Source organism: uncultured Chitinibacter sp. (assembly GCF_945957625.1).
Taxonomy (GTDB): Bacteria; Pseudomonadota; Gammaproteobacteria; order Burkholderiales; family Chitinibacteraceae; genus Chitinibacter; species Chitinibacter tainanensis.
Window position 1 is genome coordinate 48,205 of record NZ_CAMFLP010000013.1, and the last position, 25,721, is coordinate 73,925.

At 57.7% G+C, this 25,721-nt stretch carries 21 protein-coding genes and 1 pseudogene; 17 read left to right on the top strand and 5 right to left on the bottom strand.

Annotated features, from left to right (window positions below; all coding sequences use genetic code 11):
- Window positions 1-9: 9 nt before the first annotated feature.
- The 5 genes and pseudogenes from fba to QV747_RS13770 all read left to right on the top strand — a co-directional run bounded on the left by fba (window position 10) and on the right by QV747_RS13770 (window position 7,328).
- Window positions 10-1,077 (top strand): class II fructose-bisphosphate aldolase, encoded by a 1,068-nt coding sequence (gene fba / locus QV747_RS13750; RefSeq protein ID WP_273429973.1) that lies wholly within the window; start codon window positions 10-12, stop codon window positions 1,075-1,077.
- Between the two features lie 174 nt (window positions 1,078-1,251).
- A pseudogene (gene wecB, locus QV747_RS13755) lies at window positions 1,252-2,391 on the top strand (non-hydrolyzing UDP-N-acetylglucosamine 2-epimerase).
- Window positions 2,388-3,836: a glycosyl transferase family protein gene (locus QV747_RS13760; RefSeq protein WP_273429975.1), complete on the top strand. Its 1,449-nt coding sequence runs from the start codon at window positions 2,388-2,390 to the stop codon at window positions 3,834-3,836. The pseudogene wecB and the gene QV747_RS13760 overlap by 4 nt, the downstream one beginning before the upstream one ends.
- A 4-nt stretch (window positions 3,837-3,840) precedes the next feature.
- On the top strand, window positions 3,841-6,366 hold the full coding sequence (locus QV747_RS13765) for a tetratricopeptide repeat protein (RefSeq protein WP_273429976.1): 2,526 nt from the start codon (window positions 3,841-3,843) through the stop codon (window positions 6,364-6,366).
- Window positions 6,366-7,328 carry a DUF4434 domain-containing protein gene (locus tag QV747_RS13770; RefSeq protein ID WP_273429977.1) on the top strand — a complete coding sequence of 321 codons (963 nt, stop codon included), beginning with the start codon at window positions 6,366-6,368 and terminating at the stop codon, window positions 7,326-7,328. The genes QV747_RS13765 and QV747_RS13770 overlap by 1 nt, the downstream gene beginning before the upstream one ends.
- A 3-nt stretch (window positions 7,329-7,331) precedes the next feature.
- On the opposite strand, the gene QV747_RS13775 is transcribed toward QV747_RS13770, so the two are convergent.
- Window positions 7,332-8,774, bottom strand: a complete 1,443-nt coding sequence (locus tag QV747_RS13775; protein ID WP_273429978.1) for an NAD-dependent succinate-semialdehyde dehydrogenase — start codon at window positions 8,772-8,774, stop codon at window positions 7,332-7,334.
- 132 nt (window positions 8,775-8,906) lie between these two features.
- Here QV747_RS13775 and QV747_RS13780 point away from each other — a divergent pair, with 132 nt between their 5' ends.
- Entirely contained in the window at window positions 8,907-9,656 is a 750-nt protein-coding gene (locus tag QV747_RS13780; RefSeq protein WP_051258907.1) for an LOG family protein, read from the top strand.
- Window positions 9,657-9,709: 53 nt separating this feature from the next.
- On the opposite strand, the gene QV747_RS13785 is transcribed toward QV747_RS13780, so the two are convergent.
- From QV747_RS13785 to gloB, 4 genes are all read right to left on the bottom strand, one after another.
- Entirely contained in the window at window positions 9,710-11,200 is a 1,491-nt protein-coding gene (locus QV747_RS13785) for a S41 family peptidase (protein ID WP_273429979.1), read from the bottom strand.
- A 140-nt stretch (window positions 11,201-11,340) separates the two neighbouring features.
- Entirely contained in the window at window positions 11,341-14,175 is a 2,835-nt protein-coding gene (locus QV747_RS13790; protein ID WP_273429981.1) for a DUF2339 domain-containing protein, read from the bottom strand.
- A 110-nt stretch (window positions 14,176-14,285) separates the two neighbouring features.
- A complete protein-coding gene (locus QV747_RS13795) occupies window positions 14,286-15,824 on the bottom strand; it encodes a LysM peptidoglycan-binding domain-containing protein (protein ID WP_051258904.1) in 1,539 nt (512 codons plus the stop codon).
- Between the two features lie 121 nt (window positions 15,825-15,945).
- A complete protein-coding gene (gene gloB / locus QV747_RS13800; RefSeq protein WP_273429984.1) occupies window positions 15,946-16,692 on the bottom strand; it encodes a hydroxyacylglutathione hydrolase in 747 nt (248 codons plus the stop codon).
- Window positions 16,693-16,716: 24 nt separating this feature from the next.
- On the opposite strand from gloB, the gene QV747_RS13805 reads away from it, so the two are divergent.
- The 11 genes from QV747_RS13805 to QV747_RS13855 all read left to right on the top strand — a co-directional run bounded on the left by QV747_RS13805 (window position 16,717) and on the right by QV747_RS13855 (window position 25,715).
- Window positions 16,717-17,451 carry a class I SAM-dependent methyltransferase gene (locus QV747_RS13805; RefSeq protein ID WP_273429986.1) on the top strand — a complete coding sequence of 245 codons (735 nt, stop codon included), beginning with the start codon at window positions 16,717-16,719 and terminating at the stop codon, window positions 17,449-17,451.
- A gap of 168 nt (window positions 17,452-17,619) precedes the next feature.
- A complete protein-coding gene (gene rnhA, locus QV747_RS13810; protein ID WP_028449913.1) occupies window positions 17,620-18,051 on the top strand; it encodes a ribonuclease HI in 432 nt (143 codons plus the stop codon).
- 133 nt (window positions 18,052-18,184) lie between these two features.
- Window positions 18,185-18,397, top strand: a complete 213-nt coding sequence (locus QV747_RS13815; RefSeq protein ID WP_028449912.1) for a hypothetical protein — start codon at window positions 18,185-18,187, stop codon at window positions 18,395-18,397.
- Window positions 18,398-18,627: 230 nt separating this feature from the next.
- Entirely contained in the window at window positions 18,628-19,758 is a 1,131-nt protein-coding gene (locus QV747_RS13820; RefSeq protein ID WP_273429989.1) for a methyl-accepting chemotaxis protein, read from the top strand.
- 9 nt (window positions 19,759-19,767) lie between these two features.
- Window positions 19,768-20,136 (top strand): response regulator, encoded by a 369-nt coding sequence (locus QV747_RS13825; protein WP_047392950.1) that lies wholly within the window; start codon window positions 19,768-19,770, stop codon window positions 20,134-20,136.
- A 12-nt stretch (window positions 20,137-20,148) separates the two neighbouring features.
- Window positions 20,149-20,439 carry a lipid asymmetry maintenance protein MlaB gene (locus QV747_RS13830; RefSeq protein ID WP_273429991.1) on the top strand — a complete coding sequence of 97 codons (291 nt, stop codon included), beginning with the start codon at window positions 20,149-20,151 and terminating at the stop codon, window positions 20,437-20,439.
- Window positions 20,432-20,902, top strand: a complete 471-nt coding sequence (locus QV747_RS13835) for an Hpt domain-containing protein (protein WP_288791518.1) — start codon at window positions 20,432-20,434, stop codon at window positions 20,900-20,902. Before QV747_RS13830 ends, QV747_RS13835 begins: the two co-directional genes overlap by 8 nt.
- A complete protein-coding gene (locus tag QV747_RS13840; RefSeq protein ID WP_288791519.1) occupies window positions 20,790-22,577 on the top strand; it encodes a chemotaxis protein CheA in 1,788 nt (595 codons plus the stop codon). The genes QV747_RS13835 and QV747_RS13840 overlap by 113 nt, the downstream gene beginning before the upstream one ends.
- Window positions 22,578-22,658: 81 nt before the next feature.
- Window positions 22,659-24,308, top strand: coding sequence for a methyl-accepting chemotaxis protein (locus QV747_RS13845; protein WP_273429994.1), 1,650 nt, complete (start codon window positions 22,659-22,661; stop codon window positions 24,306-24,308).
- Window positions 24,309-24,320: 12 nt separating this feature from the next.
- Window positions 24,321-24,893, top strand: coding sequence for a chemotaxis protein CheW (locus QV747_RS13850; RefSeq protein ID WP_273429996.1), 573 nt, complete (start codon window positions 24,321-24,323; stop codon window positions 24,891-24,893).
- A gap of 15 nt (window positions 24,894-24,908) precedes the next feature.
- Window positions 24,909-25,715 (top strand): protein-glutamate O-methyltransferase CheR, encoded by an 807-nt coding sequence (locus QV747_RS13855; protein ID WP_273429998.1) that lies wholly within the window; start codon window positions 24,909-24,911, stop codon window positions 25,713-25,715.
- Window positions 25,716-25,721 lie beyond the last annotated feature (6 nt).

Here is a 25,721-nt window from a genome sequence, read left to right on the forward strand (position 1 = left end):
AGGTTGGCAATGCCACTGGTTTCGCTTCGTCAGGTCCTCGATCACGCCGCCGAACACGGCTACGGCGTGCCCGCATTCAATGTCAATAATCTGGAGCAGGTGCAGGCGATCTTGCAGGCGGCCGAGGCCACCCGCAGCCCGGTGATCTTGCAGGCCAGCGCCGGGGCGCGTAAATACGCCGGCGAGCAGTTTTTAAAGCAGCTAATCGAAGGTGCGCTGGCCAGTTTTCCGCATTTGCCAATTGTGATGCACCAAGATCACGGTACCAGCCCGGCCGTCTGCCTGACCGCCATCAAGCATGGTTTTAGTAGTGTGATGATGGATGGCTCTTTGCTCGACGATGGCAAAACCCCCAGTAGCTACGATTACAACGTGGCGGTAACACAGGAAGTGGTGCGCATGGCGCACGCTTGCGGGGTTTCGGTGGAAGGTGAGATTGGTTGCCTGGGACGGCTCGATACCGGCCGGGGCGAAGCCGAAGATGGGGTGGGGGCCGAACGGGCGCTCAGCCACGCCGAGATGCTCACCGACCCGTGGCAAGCCAAAGAGTTTGTGGCGGCCACCCAAGTAGATGCACTGGCCATCGCCATTGGCACCAGTCACGGCGCGTATAAATTTTCCGCCCCGCCTACGGGCGCAGTGCTGGATATCGAGCGGGTGAAAGCCATTCACGACACGATACCAAGCACCCATCTGGTCATGCATGGTAGCTCCAGCGTGCCGCAGGATTTACTGCAGCAGATTCGCCAGTATGGCGGCGAGCTGCCGCCAACCTGGGGCGTGCCGATCGAGGAAATCCAGCGCGCTATCCGCTGGGGCGTGCGCAAAATTAATATCGATACTGATTTGCGCCTTGCCATGACCGCTGCGATTCGCAAGCATCTGGCCGAGCATCCGGCTGATTTTGACCCTCGGCAGTATCTGAAGCCGGCCATTAGTGCGATGCAAACGATTTGCCGCGCCCGTTATGTTGATTTTGGGTGCGCCGGTATGGCCGACAAAATCAAACCACTGTCGCTGGATAAAATGCAGCATAAATATCACCCGCAGCCCCCCAAGCTCACGCTAGTGGCCTAGCTGATTCACCGTCTCCATCCTCTGCCGCACTGTGCGCTGGCGCCGGTGCGGTCTTTTTTTGCCTAATTGGCCTTGTCGATGTAATAGTGCACAACATCCGAATTCTTACTTCACATCTAAATTATCTGGCTAGCATATAATTGCAGGTCATAAATCTAGAAAGGTGGAAGAAAGATGAAACAGCCTATCCGCGTGTTATCGGTCTTCGGCACCCGGCCAGAAGCAATCAAAATGGCCCCGTTGGTGCATGCGCTGGCCGCCGATCCGGCCATCGAAAGCCTGGTGTGTGTCACCGCCCAACATCGAGAAATGCTCGATCAGGTGATGCAGCTGTTTGCGCTGCAGGCGGACTATGATCTGGATTTAATGACCCCCGGCCAGCAACTGGCGCAGCTGCAGGCCCGCGCCTTGCAAGGCGTGGATGAAGTGTTGGCGCAGGCGCAACCCGATCTGATTTTGGTGCATGGCGATACCAGCACCACTTTGGCGGCCGGGCTGGCTGGGTTTTACCGACAGATTCCGGTTGGCCACGTTGAGGCAGGCTTGCGCACTTGGCAGCTGGATGCGCCGTGGCCCGAAGAAATGAATCGCACCGTGGTTGGGCTATTTGCCGCGCTGCATTTTGCACCCACGCCGCAGGCCGCCGAAAACCTCACCCGCAGCAGCCATCGGCAGGGCGAGATTCACATTACCGGCAATACCGTGATTGATGCGCTACTCAGCATCAGCCAGCGTATTGACCGTGAACCCGCCTTAGCCGCTGAATTGGCGAGCCAGTTTCCGTTTCTCGACCCCCGCAAAAAACTGCTGCTGGTAACGGGCCATCGGCGGGAAAACTTTGGCGATGGGTTTGAGCAGATTTGTGCCGCGTTAGCGCAGCTCGCGCAGCGTGAGGATTTGCAGATTGTGTATCCGGTGCATCTCAATCCGAATGTGCAGGCGCCGGTGCAGCGCTGGCTGGCCTAGGTGGCGAATGTTCACTTAATTGCGCCGCAAGATTATTTGCCTTTTGTGTATTTGCTTAAACAAGCGCACATCATTCTGACCGACAGTGGTGGTATTCAGGAAGAAGCGCCTGCGCTGGGAAAACCGGTGCTCGTGATGCGAGATACCACCGAGCGCCCCGAGGCGGTTGCGGCCGGCACCGCCAAATTGGTCGGCACGCAAACTGCCACCATCGTGCAGGCGGTGAGCGAATTACTAGAACAACCCGCCGCCTATGCCGCGATGGCGCAAGCCAAAAACCCGTATGGCAGTGGGGATGCGGCGCAGCAGATTGTGGCCTTGATTAAAGCCTGGAGCGCCGCACGATGAGCTGGCTTGATTTCTTGGCGACCTATTGGTTTGTGTTGGCCATTTTGCTGCGGGTGGGGATTGTTACCATCTTTATTAGCTCGATTGATGACTTTTTGATTGATGTTCGCTACTGGGTATGGCGCTTAACGCACCGTAAAGACTGGCGTCGCAGCGAATACCTGCCTGAGTATGCCGATGAGCTATATCAGGATACCCAGCAGCCGATTGCAATTATGATTCCGGCCTGGCAAGAGGCGCCGGTGATTCAACGCATGGCTGATTATGCTGCGCGCACCTTTGATTACGACAATTACCATATTTTTGTCGGCACTTACCCGAACGACCCTGAGACCCAGGCCGAAGTCGATAAGGTGGCTGCGCGCTACCCGAATGTGCACAAGGTGGTCACTCGTGACCCCGGCCCGACTACTAAGGCCGATTGCCTGAACAACATCATTGCTTTTATCACCGAGATGGAAGCGCGCGACGGCATTCATTTCAGTTGCTTGGCCTATCACGATGCCGAAGACATTATTCATCCGCTGGAGCTGCGCGCCTTCAACCGGCTGGTGCCGCAGTTTGATCTGGTGCAACTGCCCGTGATGCCGCTGGCGCGGCGCTGGACCAGCGTGGTGGGCAATCACTATGTCGATGAATTTGCCGAGTGGCACGGCAAGGATATTCTGGTGCGGCAAATGTTGACCGGCCAGGTGCCAAGCGCTGGCGTGGGCACCGCGTTTAGCCGTAAAGCCATTAGCCTGCTGGAGCAAATCAACGGTGGCGTGGTGTTTGATACCGGCACGCTGACCGAAGACTATGAAATCGGTTTTCGGCTGCATGCGGTGGGCGCGCGCGAAATGATGCTGCACTACGATGTGCAGTTTAAAGGCGAGCCGCCGAGCTGGTTTGGCCGTAAAGGTGTGCACCGCATGATTTGCGTGCAGGAATATTTCCCCAACCATCTATGGCAAGCCATACGGCAAAAATCGCGCTGGATTGTGGGTATTGTCTTCCAGGGCTGGAAAAACCTGGGCTGGCAGGGTAAACCCCTGATGCGCTATATGCTGATGCGTGATCGCAAGAGTGTGCTGGCCTTCCCATCGCTGCTGATGGGCTACCTGATTGTGCTCTCGGTATTTCTAGCTTGGGCACACCATGAGATCGACCCCGATTGGTGGACTTTCCCTGAGCTGATTCCACATGAGAGCTGGCTGTGGACGCTGGTGGGGATCAACTTTTTGTTTATGTGCAATCGCATCTTGCAACGCTTTATTTTTACCCGCCGCTATTTTGGTTGGTGGCAAGCGCTGCAATCGATACCGCGCCTGCTGGTGGGCAATGTGGTCAATATCGGGGCGTTTTTCCGCGCCTTTTTCCAGGTGCGCAATAGTCGCAAAACGGGCAGCGCGGTGAAATGGGATAAAACCAGTCACGACTTCCCCGATCTGCATGCGGATGATTAAGCCAATGAAAAAACCTATTTTTGTCGTGCCGGTCTTGCTCAGCAGCCTGCTGCTGGCCGGCTTGGCCACTCCGGTTCAGGCTAGCTGGCTTGGCGATGAGTGGCGCAATTTTCGTACCTATCCGCGTCTGAACAAGGCCTACGAGCTGTATCGCAAAAATGATCTGGCTGGCGCGCGTCCGCTGGTGGAAGAAGTTGTGCGCATCGACCCCAAAGCGCGTGAGGCGCGGATTTTGCTGTCACAAATTTGTGGTCGTTTGGGCGATGCCGCTTGTCTGGATCAGCAAGGGGCGCAGTGGAGCCATATTCGCCCCGCCGATGCGCTGGGCCCTTATTTACAAGCCTATGCCGCCTATCTAGAGCAAAACTGGACGATCGTGCCCGCGTATGCCAGCGCCGCGCTTGCCCGCAGCGGGCTGACGGCGACCCAGCAACAGCGCGGCGCGCGCGCCTGGGTGACGGCGCTACTGCATGAGCAACGCAAAACCGAAGCACAACAGGCCATCCGTTTATTGCAAGCCAAGCAGGTGCCGATCGCGACCAGCGATTTACAAAACTGGCAACAACAATTGGCAGCCGAGCCCGCAACGACTGAAGAAACCCCAAGCACCACCACGGCAGAGATTGCGGCGCCCGTAGCGCAGCCGATTGCATCGTCTCAAGAGAAAAAAACGCCATCTGCAGCGAGCAAAAAAACCAAAATGGCGGTTAATCCGCCCCGCGCAGCAGAAGTCGTGGCGCCAGCGAAAGCGCCAGAGTTTCCGTATCGCGAACTGTCCGCCGCGGAACGCCAAGCCGAGCTATCTGCGCTATTTGCCAGCTTCATCCGCCAAGCCCGTTATCAAGAGCTAGAGCTGTCGGTGCAAGCGCTGCAAACGGCGGGTTTATATACCCCCAAAATCGAGCAGCAATTGGCCAATCGACTGTCTGGGAAACATTGTGCCGAGCTGATAAAGCTAGTCGCAATTTCTAGCGATGTAAAAAGCAGCAGCAGTCATAGCCAGCTAGCGGCCGCCTACTGCGCGATGCAAGAAAAAGACCCGGCCCTTGCTGCGCAATACTTTGTTGCGGCTCAGCAGATCGCACGGCAATTAAACCAAGCGGTGCCCGTTGCATGGCTACGCGGCGAGGCCGATGCGCGGCTGGCCGCAGGTGAGCTGGCGGTAGCGCTGGAACGTTACGATCAAATCAATCAGCTAGCCCCCAGCCCAGCCCACGCCAAACATATTGCAGAGTTGGCGCTAGCACACCCGGAATTACCCTACAGCGCGGCGCTACTGGCCCGCTACGAGGCGGCATTGCCGCCGGGTGAAGTACCGCTAAGTCATGCGCGCCGATTAATGCAGCAGCAAAATTGGGCCGCTGCTGTGGCGGCCTATCAGCGTGCGTTGGCCGCCAATGAGCAGGCAGATAGCTGGTACGAATTGGCACAAGCGCATCGGCATTTAGAGCAGTCGGCGGAACAAGGCGCCGCGCTGGCCAAAGCGGTGCAACTCGCGCCCGACAATGCGCAATTTCAAGCCGAATATGGCTATTGGCTAAAACAAGCGCAACAAGCGGCACCCGCACTGGCGGCATTGAGCTCGGCCTATCAACTAGAGCCTAGTCGCAAAGAGCTGCTGCCTGATTTGGCGCAAGTCGCTTCCGACGCGGGCCAACGTGAATTGGCGGCCCAGTATTGGCGGCAATCGATCGACGCCGCTGCGCAGATTCAAGAACACTTGGATTACGATGCCGACACCGCAGCCGAGCGGCAGTTTGGCTGGCAGCGCGCTGTGCAGACGCATGAAGACCGCTGGTCATTTATTTTGGGCGGGCAATGGCGGCTAGATAATCAGCCCGATACCGCCATGATGACGAGTCCCGTGCAATATGCCCAATACAATAGCCAGCTCGCTGCCAATGTGGCTTACCGGCTTGATCCGCTGTGGGATAGCGCGCATCCGACCTATGTCTTTGGGCGGGTCATGACAAGCTTGGAAGAGCATTCACTGCAGCCGCTGCGAGATGCTTGGATGACTGGGTTTGGGGTCAGCCAGCGCTTATCCAAAGACTACAATGTGCTCGGCTCGGCCGAATGGGTACATTCCGAGCAGGGGGCGGTGCAAGATGACATCATGCTGCGCTTATCAGGCTCGCACTCTGTGGGCGCCGACTGGAATCCAGTCGCCTCAGCGTGGAATCACTTTAATGTGTACGGCGATTTTGCCTGGCTGGTACGCAATCAATACTATTATTTGACCGCCAAGGCCGAGGCTGGTCGCCATTACAAGCTCAAGCAGTTTGACGGCAAAATGACACTCGAGCCTTACATAAACAGCATTTTTGCCATGAACAACGCCAATGACGCCGATTCGGCGGTGAGCCGTTGGGATGTGGGCGTGGGGCTGGCGCTAACGATCTGGCACGGCGGTGATACTTGGCGCGCACCGGACTGGACGCAACGCTGGAGCCTTGAAGCTCGGCAGGCGATTGGCGGCAATACCAAAGATCGCCATAGCATCTTGCTGAACTGGCAATTGGTGCACTAATGGACAAGCGAATTGCTAGCTACGCTGCGCTACTGTTGAGTTTGCTAGCCCACCCAGCCCAGTCTGCGCTGGAGTGCAGCAGCCAGCCCGCGCCCATGGTGTTTTACCAGCCCCTCTTGCGACATCAGGGCTTGAATGAAGAAATGCTGGAGCCGATTAAAGCCAAGCTGCAAGCGCGCCAAGTAAAGACCATTATTCTGCAGTGGAGCCGTTATGGCGCTTATTCCTTATGGGATAGTGGCGGTTATGACTGGCTGCAACGGCGCTTGTGTGGCAACCGCAAGTATCAGTTCATTTTTGGTCTGTATGCGGATCCGCAGTTTTTCGAGCGGCTAAAACTTAGCGATGCTGAGTTGAAAGACTATCTGCATGCGCTGGCGCAGGCCAATCTGGCGGAGGCGGCCAAAATTAAGCCCCACATGGGCGCACAGGTGAAAGGCTGGTATCTATCGGAAGAAATCGACGATTTAAACTGGCAATCCTTGCCTCGGCAGCAAATGCTGGCCGAGCATTTGCGCGAGCAAGTCGTGGCCTTGCGCAAACTCACGCCGGGCAAGCCGGTGTATGTGTCGACCTTTTTTGGAGGGCATAGCCCACCCCGGGTCTACGCCGAAATGCTACAACGCTTGCAACAGCAGAGCGGGGTGATCTGGCTGGTGCAAGATGGGCAAGGCGTGCGCCGTGATCCACGGCCAGATACCGCGGCCTATTTACAGGCGGTGGCAGCCACATTGCCCGCTGAGCGCTGGCAGGGGGTGCTGGAGGTATTTACCGAGCGGGTGCAAGACGGACAGAGTAGTTTTTGCCCCGTATCCCGCCCCACCGAAGCGCGGCGGCAACAGCTCTGGTGTGCCGCCACCGGTCGAGCGGCACAGGCGGTGTTTTCACTCAATCAACTGGCCGGTGAGCAATTGCTCGACCCCGGTCAGCAATGTCGTAGCCAAAATCAGCGCATTCGTTAGTGCCTAGTGACCAAGGCACAGATATTTCAGCTCAAGGTATTCTTCAATCCCATACTTTGAGCCTTCGCGCCCAAGCCCTGACTGCTTGATGCCACCAAAAGGGCCCACCTCATTGCTAATCAGCCCCGTATTGATGCCGACCATGCCGGTTTGCAGCGCGGTCGCCACGCGCAAAGTGCGGGCCAGATCACGGGTATACACATAGGCGGCCAGCCCGTATTCGCTGGCATTGGCCAAGGCCAGCGCTTCTGCTTCATCACTAAAGCGCACTAGCGCCGCCACCGGGCCAAAGGTTTCTTCGTGATTAATCAGCGCCGTGGGCGGTACATCGCGCAGCAGGGTCGGCGCAAAAAAACTACCCCCTAGCGGGTGCCGCTGGCCGCCGCAGACGAGTTGTGCGCCTTGTGCCAGGGCATCAGCAATATGGCTTTCGACTTTCTCGATGGCGGGGGTATCAATCAGTGGCCCAATCTGGGTACTATCTGCATCGCCATACCCCACCTTTAATTCGCTAATGGCTTGGGCAAACCGGGCGGTAAATGCCTCGTAAATCTCGCTTGCAATTAAAAAGCGGTTGGCGCAGACACAGGTTTGGCCGGCGTTGCGAAATTTGCTGGCCATCGCGCCAGCTACCGCAGCATCCAAATCGGCATCGGCAAAAACAATAAACGGCGCATTGCCGCCCAGCTCGAGCGAGAGTTTTTTGATGTTGCTGGCGCTACTGGCCATCAGCTGGCGGCCAGTGGCGGTGGAGCCGGTGAACGAGAGTTTGCGTACCTGTGGGCTGTTGGCTAACGTTTCGCCAAGCTCGGCGCCGGGACCGGTAATGACATTGAGCACTCCGGCTGGCATACCGGCCCGCTGGGCGAGTTCCGCCAGCGCCAGCGCGGTGAGCGGGGTTTGCGAAGCGGGTTTGACGACGATGGTGCAACCCGCCGCCAGCGCTGGCCCGACTTTGCGCGTGAGCATGGCGGCCGGGAAATTCCACGGGGTGATTGCCGCACACACGCCGATGGCTTGTTTTAGGGTCAGAATATGCCCGCCGGCTTGCGGATGTGGCATCACATCGCCATAAATGCGCTTGGCCTCTTCGGCAAACCATTCGATAAAGCTGGCCGCGTAGGCAATCTCGCCGCGCGCTTCGGCCAGCGGTTTGCCTTGTTCGGCTGTCATGATGCGGGCCAGATCGTCTTGCGCGGCCATTATCAGCTCAAACCAGCGGCGCAGATACTGGGCGCGCTCTTTGCCGCTGCGCGCCTGCCAGTCAGTTTGGGCCGCGGTGGCCGCAGCAATCGCCAGCTGAGCTTCGGCTGCACCCAGCTTCGGTACTGTGGCCAGTAATTCGCCACTGGCGGGGTTGTAGACCAGTAATACTGCACAGGCAGACTGCCATTGGCCGTTAATCAGGCAACGGGTTTGAACTAGTGTGGGGTCGCTCAGTCGCATAAAAGGCCCGGCTTTGGCTCGTGAAGCGGCTATTTTAGCGCAGAGCCGGCGTCGGCCTATACAAAGGTCGTGGTTTATACCTAAGCTGACAGAGTGACAACCAAGACCAATAACAACACAGAAGGGAACAGCATGATTAATCCAAACAATAAACCCATCGGCGTGATCGACGATGAGGAAGCACTGGACATCGTTGGCTCAGCCGTACTGAAACTGTGGGATGCGGTGGATGATTTATCCCGGCTGCGCCCGGCGCATACCCCGGATTATCACGTGACTATTTTTGGCTCGGCGCGCATTCAGGAAAACACGCCGGCCTACGAAGCAGTGAAACAACTGGCTGCCCAGCTCGCGGCCATGGGCTGCCGAATTGTCACCGGCGGTGGCCCAGGCCTGATGCAGGCGGCAAATGAAGGCGCCAGCCAAGGCGCACCGAACAAACCCGAAGCCTCGGTCGGGATCCGGATTGATCTGGATTTCGAGCAAAACGTAAATGATTTTGTCGGCCGGGTATTTGAGCACAAGACGTTCTTTTCGCGGCTACACCATTTCATTCTGCGCTCGAATGCGTTCATTGTGACGCCAGGCGGGATTGGCACCTTGCTTGAGCTCTCGATGGTGTGGCAGCTCTTGCAAGTGCGCAAACTTTACGACACCCCGCTGATTCTGGTGGGTGAAATGTGGCATGAGCTGGTGGATTGGGCGCAGCACTATATGGTGGACAACGAGGCTGGCCTAGCGAGCGCCGTGGATATGCAGATTCCGATCGTAGTGGACACCATCGAAGACGCTATCCACCTGATCCGCGAGCACCACGCCCGATGGCAGGAAGTGGATCATCAGCTCAAACTGAACCCTAGCCGCTCATCGCCACCACGCTAAGCCATCAGCAAATAAAAAGCCCCGCAGTGCGGGGCATTTTGCTGTAGACGCGGTTAGCGTTGAATCCAGTATTTGTTTTCACGAATGATGCTGCGGCGCAGCTCACTATTGCCGAGCCCAAGTGCCGCACTGCCAGGTAGGCAACTACTAGGGTTATTTTTGCGATACAGCGCCGCTTTAAGCATGCCCTCGGTGACATCGCCCAGTTGTTTGGTGAGATCGTCGCTGGCGCTGCAGGTTGGCGTGAAACCATCGGCAAAATCACCGAAGCCCTTATTGTTTACCCCTTGGAATTCCATCGGGAAATATGAAATTCCGCAATTGGATTTGCCAACGAAGCCATACGGTTTGCCGCAAGTGGTGCCGCCGATGACTTCTACGGTGACATCAATCCCGCGCAGGCCATTGATAATGGCTTCACTGGCCGAGCAAGTAGAGCCGCTGGTAATCACATACACCTTATTCAGATTCAGCGTCGGCAAGGCGGCCGTTTTGGTGCAATTGCCATTCACCAAAATGCACGATTCGCTATAGAACGGCGTCACGCCATTGGCGGTATCGGTGGGGCGTTTGTCGTTGTATTGCAGCTTTTCAAACACTTTGTTGCTGGTGGCGGTAGCGCCGGCAATCATATAGGCCAATTCACTGGCGATATACAGATAGCCGCCGCCGTTGTAGCGCACATCCAGAATCAGGGTGTTGACATTCTGGGCTTTGAAATTGGTGATGGTGTCGATCAGTTGCTGCTCCGCGGTGGCAACATGATCGTTGAACACCAGATAGCCGACTTTGTCGCTGCCATCGGTAAAGGTGGATTTATACAGCACTGGCGAGCTGGTGACTTTGCCCGGTGTGACATCCGCATTTTGGGCCGGATTGCCATTGCGGGTGAAGGTGAAGGTATGTTTGCTCGCCACAGTTGGATACAGCAATGCTTCTAGCTGGGTGTTCACTGCTTTGTCGGTTGCCGATACCCCGTCGACCGAAACCAGCGTGTCTCCACGCATGAGCCCCGCCGCTGCAGCGGGCGAGCCCGGCTCAACATAGGCGATTTGGACTTTCTGGGTGGTGCTATTTACGCTGCTGAATTTCCATTCCGCGCCGTAGCTAAAGCTCGCGCCGCTGGCGAATAGCTCATCCCATTTCTTGGTTGGGTACGTGAAGCTGAATTTGTCTTTCTTGGCGCCGCTGGCGGTTTTGAGCGGGGTTTTCAAGGCTTCGAAATAAGCATCGAGCGAGCTATAGACGGCATTTTCATTGCTATAGGCCGCGTCACTGGCATTAACCGCCGGGATGTCTTTGTACCAGAGGTAAGCATCCAGCATGTATTGCGCTACCCAGTTTTTCTCATTGCTGAGCGTACCCACGGTGTGATTGGCCACATCGGTGCGGTAGGGGTTGTTGGGCGCGCAGACTTGCGCAGAGCCGGGGGCTGGGGTGCTGCCGCCACCACTACCTCCGCCCGGATTGAGCGGGTCGGGTTTGAGCAGGCGCGAGTCATCAAGACCACCGCCGCCACAAGCGGCCAGCAAGGCCGCGCTCATGACACAAAGACTCCAATTTAATACCTGCCGACCCACCTGCATACCTTGCCCCTGATGTGCTGTAATTATTGGGGAAAAAGCTTAGTGTATGATTGGTGAAAGCGCAAGGTTTGTATGCTTGGGGCATGCACTTGGCCGCACTAGTCGTGCGCTTTGTCCTCGGGCGGTAATGGTGCGACATAGCCGATCAGTAGTAGCAACACGCCGACTCCGATAAACGAGGCGATCCGTTCCAGCCCACTGATGTGCGATAAATCCAGCAAAAATAATTTACCAATAACCACCGCCAGCAAACCAGCGCCGCACAGCCACATCACCCGTAGCTGTCGCCGGGTGGCCAACAGCATTAGCAGCAAGGCGAGCACGGTCCAAAAGAGCGATAAGCTCATCTGCACCAGCATCGATTGCTTCAGCGCCGTGTATTGATACGCAACGCCGTGATAGTGATGCAGCGTACGCAGCAGCATGGCGTTGAGCCAAACAAAACTACCTGCCCCCAAGACACCCAGCGCCAGCACTTGGGTTGACGGTGTGCTAGCCGGCTGCGCGGTGGATTGCGCCTGCCACCAATGGCAGAGAGCCAAGCCGGTCAGAATTTGCGCCAGATCCAGCGGGTTGATGATCGGTAGATACGCCCAGCCGCTGTCGCCGGCCGCGAGGGCGCTATAGCCGCCCCAGCCGATCAGCAGGGTGACGGCGGGCCAGCTGGCGGCGCGCAAATAAATGTCAGTATGTTGTTGCACTGGCCAGCGCAATGCTCGCTGACCTGCCAGCAAGGCGCTCAAGGCGATGGCAAAGAGGCTGATTCGATATACCTCGGTGGGTATCTGTTGCTGAAGCAGATAAACCAATTCATGGGTGAAGATACCCCAGCCAATCAGTGCGCTGATTAAATGCTGTTGCGGCTGGGTGCTGGCGGCTTCATCCTGCCAGTACAGCAGTAACAGGCTACCTGGCAGCAACAAGGCCCAGGCCCAGAAATGAAATAGATGCGGGGTGACATCGAGCTGGGCGAGAGCCAGCAGGGCCACCAGCGCGGGCAGGGCGCGCAGCGGGGCGGCTAGCTCTCCCCATTGGCCGCGCAACCAGCCCAATTGCAGCAGCCCCGCCGTCAGCAGCAAAAGCAGCATCCGGCCATTCATGATCGCGTCGCCCACCAGCTCGGCGCGGGTCATTTCCAGCTGGGCAATCGCCCACCACAGCAGGCCCCAGCCCAACATGACCCAACCCAGCATCGCCCGCCACGCGCCCCAGAGCAGGGAAACCTGCGCCGCCCAGTGCTGGCTGCGCTGTTGCAATTGCCAGGCGCAAAATAGGCTGCTGAGTGCCAGTAGCAGCTGGGCGAGGTAATACTGGCTGCTATACACGGCTGGGCGCAGATCATCCAAGAGCGCCAGTGCCGCGATAAATTGCAAGGCTAGGCCAAAGAGCAGCGGCCGTTGCCGCCCTTGCCGCAGGCTAAGCCACACCACGCCCGCGCCTTCCACGGCCCAAGCCGTCGCTGTGGTGAGCGGGCCGAAAGCCAGCGGGATCGCCAGCGTGGCGAGTAATACCCCCAGTGCCAGCTCGGCTTGTGCCAGCAGGCGCAGTGTTGGGCTGCCCTGCTGGCGCTGCAAGCCATAGGCCAGCCCGAAATACAGCAGCGCCGCGATGATGGCGCTGTAGCACAGCCCGTATTGCACGCCGTCCATCAGCCGTGCCTGCAGGGCGAGCGTGATCATTGGCGTGCCAAACACCAGTGTGGCATCGACCTTGCTAGGTGGCTTATCCGGTTGGCGCAGGGCATGTAGCACGGCAATCGCGGTGTAAAACAACCAAAACAACACCACAAAAGGCTGCACGCTGGCCCATTGCGTTGGCTGGTAATCGTTGAGCAGCCACAGTGACAGCACGCCAAAGGTAAAGCCAAAACCCAGCAAATTCAGCCCGCGCCAGGCTTTAAACCAGGCAATCGCAAAAATCCCAGCATTCAGTAGCGCGTAATAGCCCAGCAGCAGCTGAATCTGCCCGCCGCCCGTGCTGGTGAGGATCGGCGCCAGAAAGCCGCCGCAGATCCCCATTACCGCCAGCGGGCTGGCATCTTGGCGCACCGATAGATAGGCCGCCGCCACGCCCAGCAAGCTCAGTAGCGCAAACGCCACTTCGGGCGAGAGCAGCTGATACAGCCGCAGCGCGCCATAGAGGGTGAAATACAGCAAACCCAGCGCGCCGCCCTGCAAAATCAGTGCATAGGCCCGCCGCGACTCGCGCAGCCGCCAGCCAAAACTAAACAACACGCCGGCGCCCAGCACCAAGCCAGCCAGCCGTGCTTCAATCGGCAGCAGGGCATTATCTGCGGCAAACTTCAACAAAAAGCCCACGCCCACAAACAAAATCAACATACCCAGCCGCACCACGGTATTGCCCCCCAGCAGCCAGCCTTGCAGCTGACGCCAGAATGGATTTTCCTCAGCGGGTTGCGGCACGCTAGGTCGCCGTGGGCGCTGGGTGGCCGCCAGCAAGACCTCGGCGCTGGCGGCGCTGGCGGCCGGTGCTGCGGCGGTATTGCGTGCTGCTGCCGCAGTGCTCGTCAGTTCGCGGTCTGCGCCGGGGTTGGTCGGAGTAGTGCTGGCGCTGATGCCATGCGGCAATACTGGCGCGGGGATGGCTGGATTCGCGGCGGGTGGCGTGGCGCTCATTGGCTGGCTAGCAGCTTGGGCATCAGCAGTGGCGGTGGGGTGGACCGAGGTGGTCGCGCGGGTCTGCCGCGCGCGTAGCTGGGCCACTTCGGCCTCTAATCGCGCCACCCGCTGCACCAATTGCTGCAAGTCTGCTTGCTGCAAATCTGGCGCGGAGTCCTCCGCGGGAGCGGCGCTACGCTGCTCAAACCAGCGCCCGACCAGAAAGCCGGCAATCGGCAGCAACCAGAACAGGCGATCCAAATCATACAGCCAAGCGGCGCCCAGCCCGAGCAAGGCAAATATCCACCGCAACATATTGCTCTCCATGTAGGGTATTGCGCTGTAGGCCTTTTATGATCTTGCTTGGCGGGCAATACCTATGAAAACGCCGCTCAGAGAGCGGCGTAGGTCAGCGGTAAAAACGCTTAATTCATCACCACGGTCATGCCGGGCGAGAGCGGTTTGCGGTTTTGTTTTTTCAGCTCGGCCAGATCGACATTGAGCTTGCGGGCAATCGAGGCCAGCGTATCGCCGCGTTTCACCACATAGGCTTTGGGTGGCGCAATACCCACGCGCAGGGTGTCGCCCAGCGCCACTTGTGTGGATTTCAAACCGTTCAGCGCTTTGAGTTCCGCCACGCTCAGGTTATAGCGGCGGGCGATATTAAACAGCGTATCGCCTTTAGCCACCTTGTGTTCCCGCGCGCCTTTTTCCGCTTTGCTCGCGGCGGCTAGCACCGGCTTGGGCTGATCTTTCTCGCCGGTATCAATCGCATCGGCTTCACGGTTTTTGTGCAGCGCGGCCAAAGTCTGGCGCTCGGAGACATCCAGCCCCGCTACTTTAGGCACCAGAATCGTTTGCCCGCGGGCCACGGTATCGCGGTTGCCAATGTCGTTAATGTCGCGCAGCTCGTCGACATCAATGCCAAAGGTGCTGGCCAGCTGGCTCAGGTTTTCGCCCGGTTTGGTCACATAGGGCTGCCAATTCAGTAGTGGCTGCTCGTACTGCGCCAAGTTGCGCTCGAACTGCTCTTTTTTCTCCAGCGGCAACACCAGTTTGCGCTCGTCTTTGTGGGCGATTACCGGGCGGATAAAGCCAGGGTTGAGGCGCAGTAATTCTTCGACGCTGATGCCCGCCAGCTTGGCAGCCACCGACACATCCATGTGTTTGCCCGGTTGCAGCGTCACAAAATACGGCTGATTCGGAATCTTGCGCAGTTCGACGCCATAAGCTGCCGGATCGGCGATGATGTTACGAATCGCGAGCAGTTTCGGTACGTAATTGCGCGTTTCGTCCGGCATGCGCAAATCGATATACGCGGTAGACAGGCCCGCGGCGCTATTGCGTTCAACTGCGCGTTTTACCGCATTTTCGCCCCAGTTGTAGGAAGCCAGCGCCAATTGCCAGTCATCGAACATGCCGTGAATGTCTTGCAAATAAGACAGGGCAGCATCGGTGGCGGCAACCACATCGCGGCGGCCGTCATACCACCAGGTGCGCTCCAGACCGTAGCGCTTGCCGGTGGCAGGGATAAATTGCCACATGCCGGCGGCTTTGGCCGGTGATTCGGCTTTCGGGTTGTAGGCCGATTCGATCATCGGCAAGAGCGCCATTTCCATCGGCATATTGCGGCGCTCGACTTCATTCACCACGTGATACAGATAGCGGCTACTGCGCTCGATAATCCGGTTTAGATAATCAGGCCGGCTGGCGTAATAGTTTTCCCATTTGGTGACCAGCGGGCTATCAATATCGGGAATCGCAAAACCGGTGCGGATGCGCTCCCAGATATCGCGTTGCACTAATGGATTGGCATCGTTAAACAGCTGGATAACGGTGGCTTGGGTGTCCGCAGGGAGCTGAGCTGCGCTGCGAAATTCGTAATCGAGTTTGCCAGATTCAAAGGCCAGCACGGGCAGGGAAAAGGCGGCTGCCAGGCAGGCAGCGCACAGGCGACGCATCATGGGCCCGGATCCTGTTTCAGATATTGCTAATCCTGCGATGGTAAACGGCGCTTTCTGGCCGTGTCAATCAAGATTGGCGGCAAATTCAGTTGCATGATCAGTTGTTTAGCGTGTTTCACGCCTAAAACTGATTTTTCCATTCGCGCAGGGCAGTAAAGGTGGCCAGCTCGCCACTGATCCCGGGGCTAAAGCGCTGGGCAGCGGCCTGAATTGGTGCTTCACCACAGCGCAAAAACGGGTTGGTGGCAAGCTCAAGGCCCATGTTGCTCGGTAGGCTCGCCTTGCCCGCCGCACGCAGGGCCAGCACTTCGGCTTCGCGCTGGGCCAAGGTGGCATTTTCGGGCTCGAGATGGCGGGCAAAGCGCAGATTGCTGGCGGTGTATTCATGCGTGCAGCACACCTGTGTGCGCGCGGGCAGGGCAGCTAAACGCTGCAGGCTGGCTAGCATTTGCGCTGGTGTGCCTTCAAACAAGCGCCCACAGCCGGCTGAAAACAAGGTGTCGCCGCAAAACAGCCTGTCGGCTACAAGGTAGCTCAGGTGATCCAGCGTATGCCCCGGGGTGGCAATGACTTCGATGGGCGTCTCTAGCAGGGTGAAACTCTCGCCCCCCACCAGTGGTCTATTCACCTGCGCCACGCCGGCCGGGCCGTAGATCGGCAGCGCGGGGCTGGCCAGTGCGGCCAAGCCGCCGGTATGATCGTGATGATGGTGGGTGATCAAAATGCCAGCGAGCTGAGCCCCGCGGGCCGTCAGCCAGGCTTGCAGCGGCGCGGCCTCACCCGGATCAACGGCGATGACCGCCTGTTCGTTGTGCAGTAGCCAAATATAATTGTCGCTAAAGATGGGAAGCGCGGTGAGTGTCAACATGAGTATGCCCAGTCAGGTTCCAGCATGAATACACCAGTCGAGCAGTTTGCCGCCTGGCTGGCCACCCCGCTCGGGCAATATGTGCGCGATAGCGAGGCCGCTTGGTTTGATCGTACCACGGTGGATATCTTTGGCTACAAGGCGGTGCAACTGGAATTACCACAAATGGATTGCCTGCGCGCCAATCGCATGCCATGGCGGCTGATCGCCGGCGCGGCCGCGGGCACACAGCTGGCCTGCCAGGCCGATGCCCTGCCGCTGGCCTCTCAATCACTGGATTTGCTGGTGCTGCCGCATACGCTGGATTTTGCCACCGACCCGCACAGCGTGTTGCGCGAGGCCGAGCGCGTGCTGATGCCGGAAGGGCGGCTATTGATCACCGGATTTAATCCCTGGAGCTTGTGGGGCTTGCGCCGGCTCAAGGCCAATGAAGTTGCCTGGCAAGGGCAGTTTCTGGCGCCGCAGCGACTCAAAGACTGGTTGCGCTTGCTGGATTTACAACTGCTGCGTGGTGAATTTCTTTGCTATCGCCCACCGCTGCAACGCAAGGGCTGGCTGGAAAAAAGCCGTTTTCTGGAACGCGCCGGCGATCGTTTATGGCCGGCCGGTGGCGGCGTGTATTGCCTGGATGTAGTGAAACGCGTGAGCGGCATGACCATCATCGAGCCCGAATGGCGCACCGTGCACGTGCCCGCACGCAATGCCGCCGCGGTGGTCGAGAAAATGCGGCTGCAAGCCGAGAAAGATCGCTGCAAGTAAAGACAGGGTATATTGATGCGGCCCTTGGATTTTAATATTTTCAGAGCTATACATTAGGGGTGTATAGGCTGAACTTGGGACGGGCGCTAGCCACTCGCCCAAAACTGCCAGCGGCGCGTAAAATACGCCGCTTCCCAATCGACAGGCCAACGCCAAAGAGACGCAGTGATGGTCGAAATTTATACCGATGGCGCCTGCAAAGGTAACCCGGGCCCCGGCGGCTGGGGCGCTTATCTGCGCTATGGCGCGCATGAAAAAGAGCTCTGCGGCGGCGAAGCCCATACCACCAACAACCGGATGGAGCTGCTGGCGGTGATCTCGGCGCTGGCCGCACTCACTCGCCATTGCGAAGTCACCATCCATACCGACTCGCAATACGTCAAAAACGGCATTGAAAGCTGGATTCACGGCTGGAAACGCAACGGCTGGAAAACCGCCGACAAAAAGCCGGTTAAAAATGAAGACCTGTGGCGCGCGCTGGATGAACAAGTGGCGCGGCATGCGGTGCAGTGGCGCTGGGTGAAAGGGCATGCGGGCAATCCGGGCAATGAGCGGGCCGATGCCTTGGCCAATCAGGGTGTGGCGCAAATCCAAAGCTAGCCGCAGCCCCCGCCCCCACCATTTCACCGTCACCAATTCTTCATTTTTCGGCCCGCACCAGCCCGTATACTCGAATTGAATCAGCGGTTGATTGCTGCACGGCAACACCTGCGGCTAAGCGGAGGCACGGCAAATGGCATACACCAATTCGCTGGAAGACTGGCTGGAACTCACCCTGCTGGTCGCCGAATATCCCGATGGCGCCGACTGGGTGTTGGCGCTGGGTGAGCTAGACCGGCAAGCCGGGCGTGAAGTCGGCTACGGGCGCCGCTTTCTGGAAGCCACCATCCAGCACGGGCAGTTTTACTACGCCCTAGCCGATTCGCGCCAAGACGACACTCTGTAAGTAATCGCCCTGCCGTTTGTCGGCTACTGAGCAGTAAAGTAGCCCCTAAACCGAGCCCAAGCAGGGCTTGCGCGGCGCTGTCAGCATGGCGCAAAGCCTTGCTGACAGCGACTTTATCCCCTTCTGTCTTCCTTTTTGCGTAAGAATCGCTCCCATTTGCATCTCGGCAAGCGCAAAACTGCTCTGCTAGAACGGTGGTTGAAAACAACCAACCCGCAGGGAGGAGCGAGATGCCACCCAGGATCGCTCTCACAGCCATTATTCTCATTGCCCAAGTGCTGCTGTTATGGCTGGGCAATGCCAGTTGGTGGGCCGGATTATTGTGCATAGCCGCAACGGCCGCACTCGCATGGCACAGCGCCCCCAGCCCCACACCAAATTCAGACGCGCAGCCTCAGCGCGATCACGCCACCACACGGTTAGGTCAGTTTGCCCAGCAGGCGCGCGAGCTCTTGCTGGGGGTGTTGCCGATCTGGGCGCGTAATCTGGATGTGGCCCGCGAGCAGACTGAACAAGCCATCGGCAACCTGGCCAACCGCTTTGTCGGGATTAATCAGCAGCTCAATGCCGCGCTGGCGCTCACCAGTGGCGGCAGCCAAAGCGATTTGCCCGGCATGATTAGCCGCTCGGAAACGCAACTTAGCCAGATTTTGGAAGCACTGCACCGCGCAGTGGAAAGCCGGCAAACCATGTTGGATGAAATTCGCGGCCTGGCTAGTTTTACCGCCGAGCTCAAGCAAATGGGGACTTCGGTCAGCGCGATTGCCAATCAAACCAATTTGCTAGCGCTCAATGCCGCCATTGAAGCCGCCCGCGCCGGTGAAATGGGCCGGGGCTTTGCCGTGGTGGCCGATGAAGTGCGCAAGCTCTCCAATCTATCGGGCGACACCGGTAAACACATCACCGAGAAAATCGATCTGATCAATCAGGCCATGGCCCAAACCCTGACCCTGACCAGCGAGCTTTCAAGCGAAGAGCAAAGCATTATCCAGTCGGCCGAGCAGGTTATTCAGGGCGTGATCGGCGAATTTCATGCTGCTACTCAGGCTTTGAACGACAACCTGCAAGAGCTGGAACACCAAAACCGGCAGATCAGCCACGAAGTCGATGAAGTGCTGGTTAATCTGCAGTTTCAAGATCGGGTGGGGCAGATTCAAAGCCATGTGGTGGGCGATATCCACAAGCTGCAGCAAGCCTTGCACGAAGCCGATCTCACCCAGGAACAATGGCAGCTTCCTGATCGCCAGCTGTGGCTTAGCGAGCTGGAACGCACCTATACCACCCTGGAGCAAAAGGCGCTACACCACGGCCGATCTGGCTCTGCGAGCAATACCCCTACAACTTCAGTCGATTTTTTCTGAGGAGCGGCAATGTCTAAATTAATCATGATCGTTGATGACTCGGCCAGTCTGCGCACCGTGGTCGGCATTGCCCTCAAGGGCGCAGGGTATGACGTGCTCGAGGCGTGCGATGGCAAAGATGCGCTGAGCAAGCTCACCGGGCAAAAAGTGAACCTGATCGTTTCGGATGTGAATATGCCGAATATGGATGGCATTGCCTTCGTGACGCAAGTGAAGCAAATGCCAGCCTATAAATTCACCCCGGTAATTATGCTGACCACCGAAGCCGACGAAGCCAAAAAAGCCGCCGGCAAGGCCGCTGGCGCCAAGGCCTGGGTGGTAAAACCATTTCAGCCGCCGATTCTGCTGGATGCGATTTCCAAGCTGGTCTTGCCCTAAGCGGGGTGCTGCATGACACACACTATTCAATTGCTCGGTGAGCAAACCATTTATCAGGCCCGGCAAACCCACACCCAGCTCTGGCAAGCCCTGCATGAGCACAATGAGCCCCTGCAGCTGGAGCTCGCCGGTGTTACCGAGGTGGATTCCTCACTGGTGCAGATTTTGCTGTGGCTGGTGCCTGAGGCTAAACGGCTGGGGCGGCCGCTCACTATTGGTGAGCCCTCGGCGGTGCTGGCCGAAGTACTGGCGGTGCTGGGTTTAAGCCACATTGTGCAGTCCGAAGGAGCCGGCCATGAGTGAATACGATAGCGCCTTGCCGGCGTTTCTGGATGAAGCCCACGAATTGCTCGCCGCGATGGAGAGCATATTGATGGATGTGCAGGGCCAGCAGCCCGATAGCGAACAGCTCAATGCCATGTTTCGCGCCATGCATACCATCAAAGGCTCATCGGGCCTGTTTGGCCTCGATGCGATTGTGCGCTTTACCCATGAAGCCGAAAACGTCCTCGATGCCTTGCGCGCGGGGGAGCTTAGCTTTGATGATGAGCTCAATACCTTGCTGCTGCGCTGCCACGATCACGTGAAAGCCATGCTGCAAGAGCTGGATCACCCCGATGTGCTCGCCAGCATGGCCGCGCCACCGCTGATTGATGAGCTCAAAGCCTATTTCCGGCAGCAAACCAGCGGCGATATCAGCCCGCTGGCCGCCAGCGCCAGCGGCGGCCGAGCAAAGCTGGCTCATTTCCTTGCGCTTTGGCCGTGAAGTGCTGGCCGATGGTATGGATCCACTCTCGTTTGTGCGCTATCTGGCCGAAAGTGGCGAGCTGGGCGGCTTGCAAACCATTGCCACTCAGCTACCTAGCGGCGATGCGTTCGATCCCGAGCAATGTTATTTGCGCTTTGAGCTGGTGTATCACAGCACTATGCCGCTGGCTAAACTGAATGATGTGTTCGAGTTTGTGCGGGAAAGCAGCCAGATTCATATTTTCCCGCTGGCGACAGCAGGCCGCTATCTGGCCACCGTCACCCAGGGGCAGGATGAGGCCGAGCAGCAAGCGGTGGCCGCGGCCTGGCAGCAGCTCGGGGTAGTTATCGAGGCCGAGGCCGAAGTCGTGACCGAGGCGGCGGCTGTTGAGGCGGTGGCGCCTCTGGCGAGCAATTTGCAGTTTGCTCAGGCCGCCAAGCAGGCCAGCGGCGCAGTGGCCCGCAAAACCGAACACAAAGAAACCAAAACCACCGAAACCCGCTTTATCAAGGTGGAAGCCAGCAAACTCGATAATCTGATCAATCTGATTGGCGAGCTGGTCATCGCCGGGGCCGCCGCCAACCTCATCGCCCGCCGCTCGGGCCAAAGCGCCCAGATCGAATCCACCGCCACCATCGCCACGCTGATTGAGCAGATACGTGCCGGCACGCTCTCGATGCGCATGGTGCAGATCGGTGAGATTTTTAGCCGCTTTCCTCGCGTAGTGCGCGATGTTTCGAAGGAGCTGGGTAAATCGATCGAGCTGCATATCAGCGGCGCGGAAACCGAGCTGGATAAATCCATGGTCGAAAAACTCGGCGATCCGCTGATGCATATTGTGCGCAATGCCATTGATCACGGCATCGAGCCGGTGGAAACCCGGCTGGCAGCGGGCAAATCGGCCACCGGCAATGTTTGGCTCAATGCCTATCACGAATCGGGCAGCATCGTAATCGAAGTGGCCGATGATGGCGGCGGCCTGCGCAAAGACAAAATCGTCGCCAAAGCGGTGGCCAACGGGCTGATTAGCACCGACGCCATGCTCAGCGACAACGAAATCTACAAACTGATTTTCGAGCCCGGTTTTTCCACTGCCGAGCAGATCAGCAATATCTCCGGCCGTGGAGTGGGGATGGATGTGGTGAAGCGCGGGCTGGAAGCCCTGCGCGGCACGATTGATATCGATTCGGCCGTAGGCGAGGGCACCAATTTCCGCATTCGCCTGCCGCTCACGCTGGCGATTATTGATGGCTTTTTGGTGCAGATTGGTAAATCAACCTTCGTCATTCCGCTGGAAGTGGTGGTGGAGTGCATTGAGGTGCCGGACGATCTGAAATCTGACGGTACGCACTCGCATCTGAATCTACGCGGCGAGGTGCTGCCGGTGCTCAATCTGTCGGAGTTTCTCGAGCTGGGCGAGCCACCGGGCAAGCGGCAAAACGTGGTGGTGGTCAATTACGGCGAGAGCAAAGCCGGCCTGCTGGTGGATAACCTGCTGGGCGAATTTCAAACCGTAATCAAACCGCTGGGGCAGCTGTTTAGCCATCTGCGGGCGATTAGCGGCTCAACCATTTTAGGCTCGGGTGAGGTGGCGCTGATTCTGGATGTGCCCGCGCTGATTGAGTTTGCCAAGCAAAAAGAAGTCGCCGATTTTGCCGGGCAAACCGAACAAGGCCGGGCGCAGTTACATTGATTTCTTGTTGGGTATAGGTGTGAAAGCATTATAAACATTAGGGTTGCGGTAGATACCCATCCTGAGTACGGAGAGTGCAAAATGAATAAGCAAATGACGGTAGCAACCCGCTTGTTGCTTGGTTTTGGTGGTGTCTTGGCCCTGATGGTACTGCTGGTGGTGGTGGCGATTGCCGGCTACCTCAAGCTCAATGAAAACATCCGCATGATTACCGAGGTGAATAACGCCAAGATGGTCAGCGCCTACGAAATGTTGACCGCCTTGCAGGAAACTCAGGTACAAACGCGCACTGTGATTATCGTGACAGATAAAGGGCTGATCGATAAAGCTTCAACCGCTTATCAGGCGGCCAAAAGTAGATTTGAACAGCACAACAGTACTTTTAAAAATCTCATGGGTAAATCCAGTAGCGAGGAAGAAAGAAACCTAGCTGCGCAAATCGAAAGTGCCCTGCCTGATGCGCGCGCTACATCAGATGAAGTTGTTCGACTTGGAGCAAACAACGATAACGAAAAAGCCCAAGAATACATGCTGAGCAAGGCCCTGCCAGCCAACAATAAACTCAACGACATTGTGCAAAAGCTGGCCGAGCTCGAAGTGAAGCAGAACAAAGAAGAATCCGAGCATGCGATGCACAGCTACGAAACGGCATTGTTCCAACTGCTGGTGGTGGCCGCGATTGCGATCTTGGTGGCCTGCGGTGTGGTGTTCTTCCTGGTGCGCAGCTTCAACCGCGTCTTGGGTGGCGAGCCGCACTATGTGGGTGATGTGATGCGCGAAGTGGCCGCCGGTAATCTCTTGGTGAATATCACGCTGCGCCCGGGCGACACCACCAGTTTGGCCGCCTCGATTTCGAATACCATCGATAAGCTGCGTTCGCTGATGGGCGATATCAAGGCCAATGCCGATAATGTTTCGTCCGCCGCGATTCAGCTCACCTCTACCTCGCAATCGCTGGCGCAAACCGCCGCCGAATCTGCCGCGAGCATCGAAGAAACCTCGGCTTCGGTGGAAGAAATTTCCTCATCGATTAGCCAAACCAGTGAAAACGCCCGCATCACCGAAGGAATCGCCAGCAAAGCGGCGCGTGAAGCCACCGATGGCGGTGATACCGTGCGGCAAACCGTGGCGGCAATGCGCCAAATTGCTGAAAAAATCAGCATCATTGACGACATTGCCTACCAGACCAATCTGCTGGCGCTGAATGCCGCAATTGAAGCCGCGCGGGCCGGTGAGCAGGGCAAGGGCTTTGCGGTGGTGGCGGCAGAAGTGCGCAAGCTGGCCGAGCGCAGCCAGGTGGCCGCGCAGGATATTGGCGAAGTGGCCAGCAGCAGCGTGAAGCTGGCCGAGCGCGCCGGCGAATTGCTGGAAGAAATGGTCAGCTCCAGCACCAAAACGGCCGATCTGGTGCAGGAAATTGCCGCTGCCGCGGCCGAGCAAGCCAGTGGCGTGAATCAAGTGAATGCCTCGGTGCAGCAAAGTAATCTGACCACTCAACAAAATTCGGCTTCGAGCGAAGAGCTGGCTTCTACGGCGGAAGAGCTGAGCAGCCAGGCGGAAAACCTGCAAGAGCTGGTATCCTTCTTCAAGCTTGATGAGAGCGGTAATAGCGGGCGCCGCCGCGGTGGGGCTGGCCGCAAAGCCAGCAGTGGGCAGGGCGGCGGCAAAGCGCATAGCTATGGCGCCAAATCAGGTGGCGAGCTGGATGACGCCGAATTCACCCGTTTCTAAGCGAGGTGTGTCATGGGAGCTTTAGCCTTAAAAACCAGCAAGGAGCGCGTCCAGCAGGAGGAAGCGCACCTTGATCTTTCGCAGTATCTGACTTTTCAGCTCTGCGGCGAGACTTTCGCGATCGGGATTCTGGCGATCAAGGAAATCCTCGAATACATGCCAATGACGCAAGTGCCGATGATGCCGGACTTTGTGCGCGGGGTGATGAATTTGCGCGGCGCGGTGGTGCCGGTGATTGATTTGTCGCTGCGCTTTGGCAAAGGGGAAACCACAGTACGCCGCCGCACTTGTGTGGTGATCATCGAGATTGAACACGATGATCTGCAACAGTATTTTGGCGTGCTGGTAGATGCGGTGCACGAAGTGCTGGCGATTGCCGATGGCGATATTGTGCCTGCTCCGCAGTTTGGCAATCACATCCGATCGGATTTCATTGCCGGCATGGCCAAGGTGCAAAATCGCTTTGTGGTGCTGCTGGATTTAAGCCGCGCCTTGTCGGTTGAGGAAATGGCACAGTTGGCCATGCTGGACGAAACTGCGCTGGACGTGGCCGAGGCCGCTGCCGAGGAGCATGTGAGCCATTAAGCGAGCCTGCTGCCCATGCCTGTGCTAACCGACGCTACTTTTGTGCGCTACCAGCAATGGTTGCGCGAACGCACCGGCGTGAATCTCACCGAGGTGAAAAAAACGCTGGTGCATCAGCGGCTGATCAAGCGGCTGCAGGCGCGCAATATTGATACCTTTGAAGCCTATTTTCGCGTGCTGCTCGCCAGCAGCGAGGAAGCCGAGCGCCAATTGGCGCTCGACTTGCTCACCACGCATGAAACGTATTTCTTTCGCGAACCCAAGCATTTTCAATGGTTTAAGCATTATTTGCTTTCGCCGCAGGCGGTAGGCCGCGCCTTGCGGGTGTGGAGCGCCGCATCGTCATCCGGGGAAGAAGTCTGGAGCATTGCCATGATGCTCAGCGACTTTTTAGGCCTGCAGGGTACTTGGTATTTGCTGGGCAGTGATATCAGCCAGCCAGTGCTGGCCAAAGCGCAGCAAGGCCACTACCCGATGAGCCGCTGCGAAGGGATTCCGCCGGCCTATCTGCGTGATTTCTGTTTAAAAGGGCAGGGCGCGCAGCTCCACACCTTGCGCATCATGCCGGCGCTGCGCAAACGGGTGGATTTTCGGCTAGTGAATTTGAATGAAGCGTTACCCGACCTAGGTCACTTTGATGTGATTTTTTTGCGCAATGTGCTGATCTATTTTGATATCGAGACTAAAAACACAGTACTGCTTCGCTGCATCGATGCCTTGCAACCCGGCGGTTATTTGCTGGTGAGCCATTCGGAAAGCCTGACCGGGTTTCAGCTGCCACTAGATTTAGTGCAGGCCGGCATTTATCGCAAGCGGGCGTAGCCAAGG

Coding starts and splice junctions, on each gene's coding strand:
- QV747_RS13780 (WP_051258907.1), top strand. CDS start 8,907: ATGATTAATCCAAACAATAAACCCATCGGCGTGATCGACGATGAGGAA.
- QV747_RS13845 (WP_273429994.1), top strand. CDS start 22,659: ATGAATAAGCAAATGACGGTAGCAACCCGCTTGTTGCTTGGTTTTGGT.
- QV747_RS13835 (WP_288791518.1), top strand. CDS start 20,432: ATGAGTGAATACGATAGCGCCTTGCCGGCGTTTCTGGATGAAGCCCAC.
- QV747_RS13765 (WP_273429976.1), top strand. CDS start 3,841: ATGAAAAAACCTATTTTTGTCGTGCCGGTCTTGCTCAGCAGCCTGCTG.
- QV747_RS13760 (WP_273429975.1), top strand. CDS start 2,388: ATGAGCTGGCTTGATTTCTTGGCGACCTATTGGTTTGTGTTGGCCATT.
- QV747_RS13840 (WP_288791519.1), top strand. CDS start 20,790: ATGAGCTCAAAGCCTATTTCCGGCAGCAAACCAGCGGCGATATCAGCC.
- QV747_RS13850 (WP_273429996.1), top strand. CDS start 24,321: ATGGGAGCTTTAGCCTTAAAAACCAGCAAGGAGCGCGTCCAGCAGGAG.
- QV747_RS13830 (WP_273429991.1), top strand. CDS start 20,149: ATGACACACACTATTCAATTGCTCGGTGAGCAAACCATTTATCAGGCC.
- QV747_RS13775 (WP_273429978.1), bottom strand. CDS start 8,774: ATGCGACTGAGCGACCCCACACTAGTTCAAACCCGTTGCCTGATTAAC.
- fba (WP_273429973.1), top strand. CDS start 10: ATGCCACTGGTTTCGCTTCGTCAGGTCCTCGATCACGCCGCCGAACAC.
- QV747_RS13820 (WP_273429989.1), top strand. CDS start 18,628: ATGCCACCCAGGATCGCTCTCACAGCCATTATTCTCATTGCCCAAGTG.
- QV747_RS13855 (WP_273429998.1), top strand. CDS start 24,909: ATGCCTGTGCTAACCGACGCTACTTTTGTGCGCTACCAGCAATGGTTG.
- QV747_RS13785 (WP_273429979.1), bottom strand. CDS start 11,200: ATGAGCGCGGCCTTGCTGGCCGCTTGTGGCGGCGGTGGTCTTGATGAC.
- gloB (WP_273429984.1), bottom strand. CDS start 16,692: ATGTTGACACTCACCGCGCTTCCCATCTTTAGCGACAATTATATTTGG.
- QV747_RS13795 (WP_051258904.1), bottom strand. CDS start 15,824: ATGATGCGTCGCCTGTGCGCTGCCTGCCTGGCAGCCGCCTTTTCCCTG.
- QV747_RS13825 (WP_047392950.1), top strand. CDS start 19,768: ATGTCTAAATTAATCATGATCGTTGATGACTCGGCCAGTCTGCGCACC.
- rnhA (WP_028449913.1), top strand. CDS start 17,620: ATGGTCGAAATTTATACCGATGGCGCCTGCAAAGGTAACCCGGGCCCC.
- QV747_RS13815 (WP_028449912.1), top strand. CDS start 18,185: ATGGCATACACCAATTCGCTGGAAGACTGGCTGGAACTCACCCTGCTG.
- QV747_RS13805 (WP_273429986.1), top strand. CDS start 16,717: ATGAATACACCAGTCGAGCAGTTTGCCGCCTGGCTGGCCACCCCGCTC.
- QV747_RS13770 (WP_273429977.1), top strand. CDS start 6,366: ATGGACAAGCGAATTGCTAGCTACGCTGCGCTACTGTTGAGTTTGCTA.
- QV747_RS13790 (WP_273429981.1), bottom strand. CDS start 14,175: ATGTTGCGGTGGATATTTGCCTTGCTCGGGCTGGGCGCCGCTTGGCTG.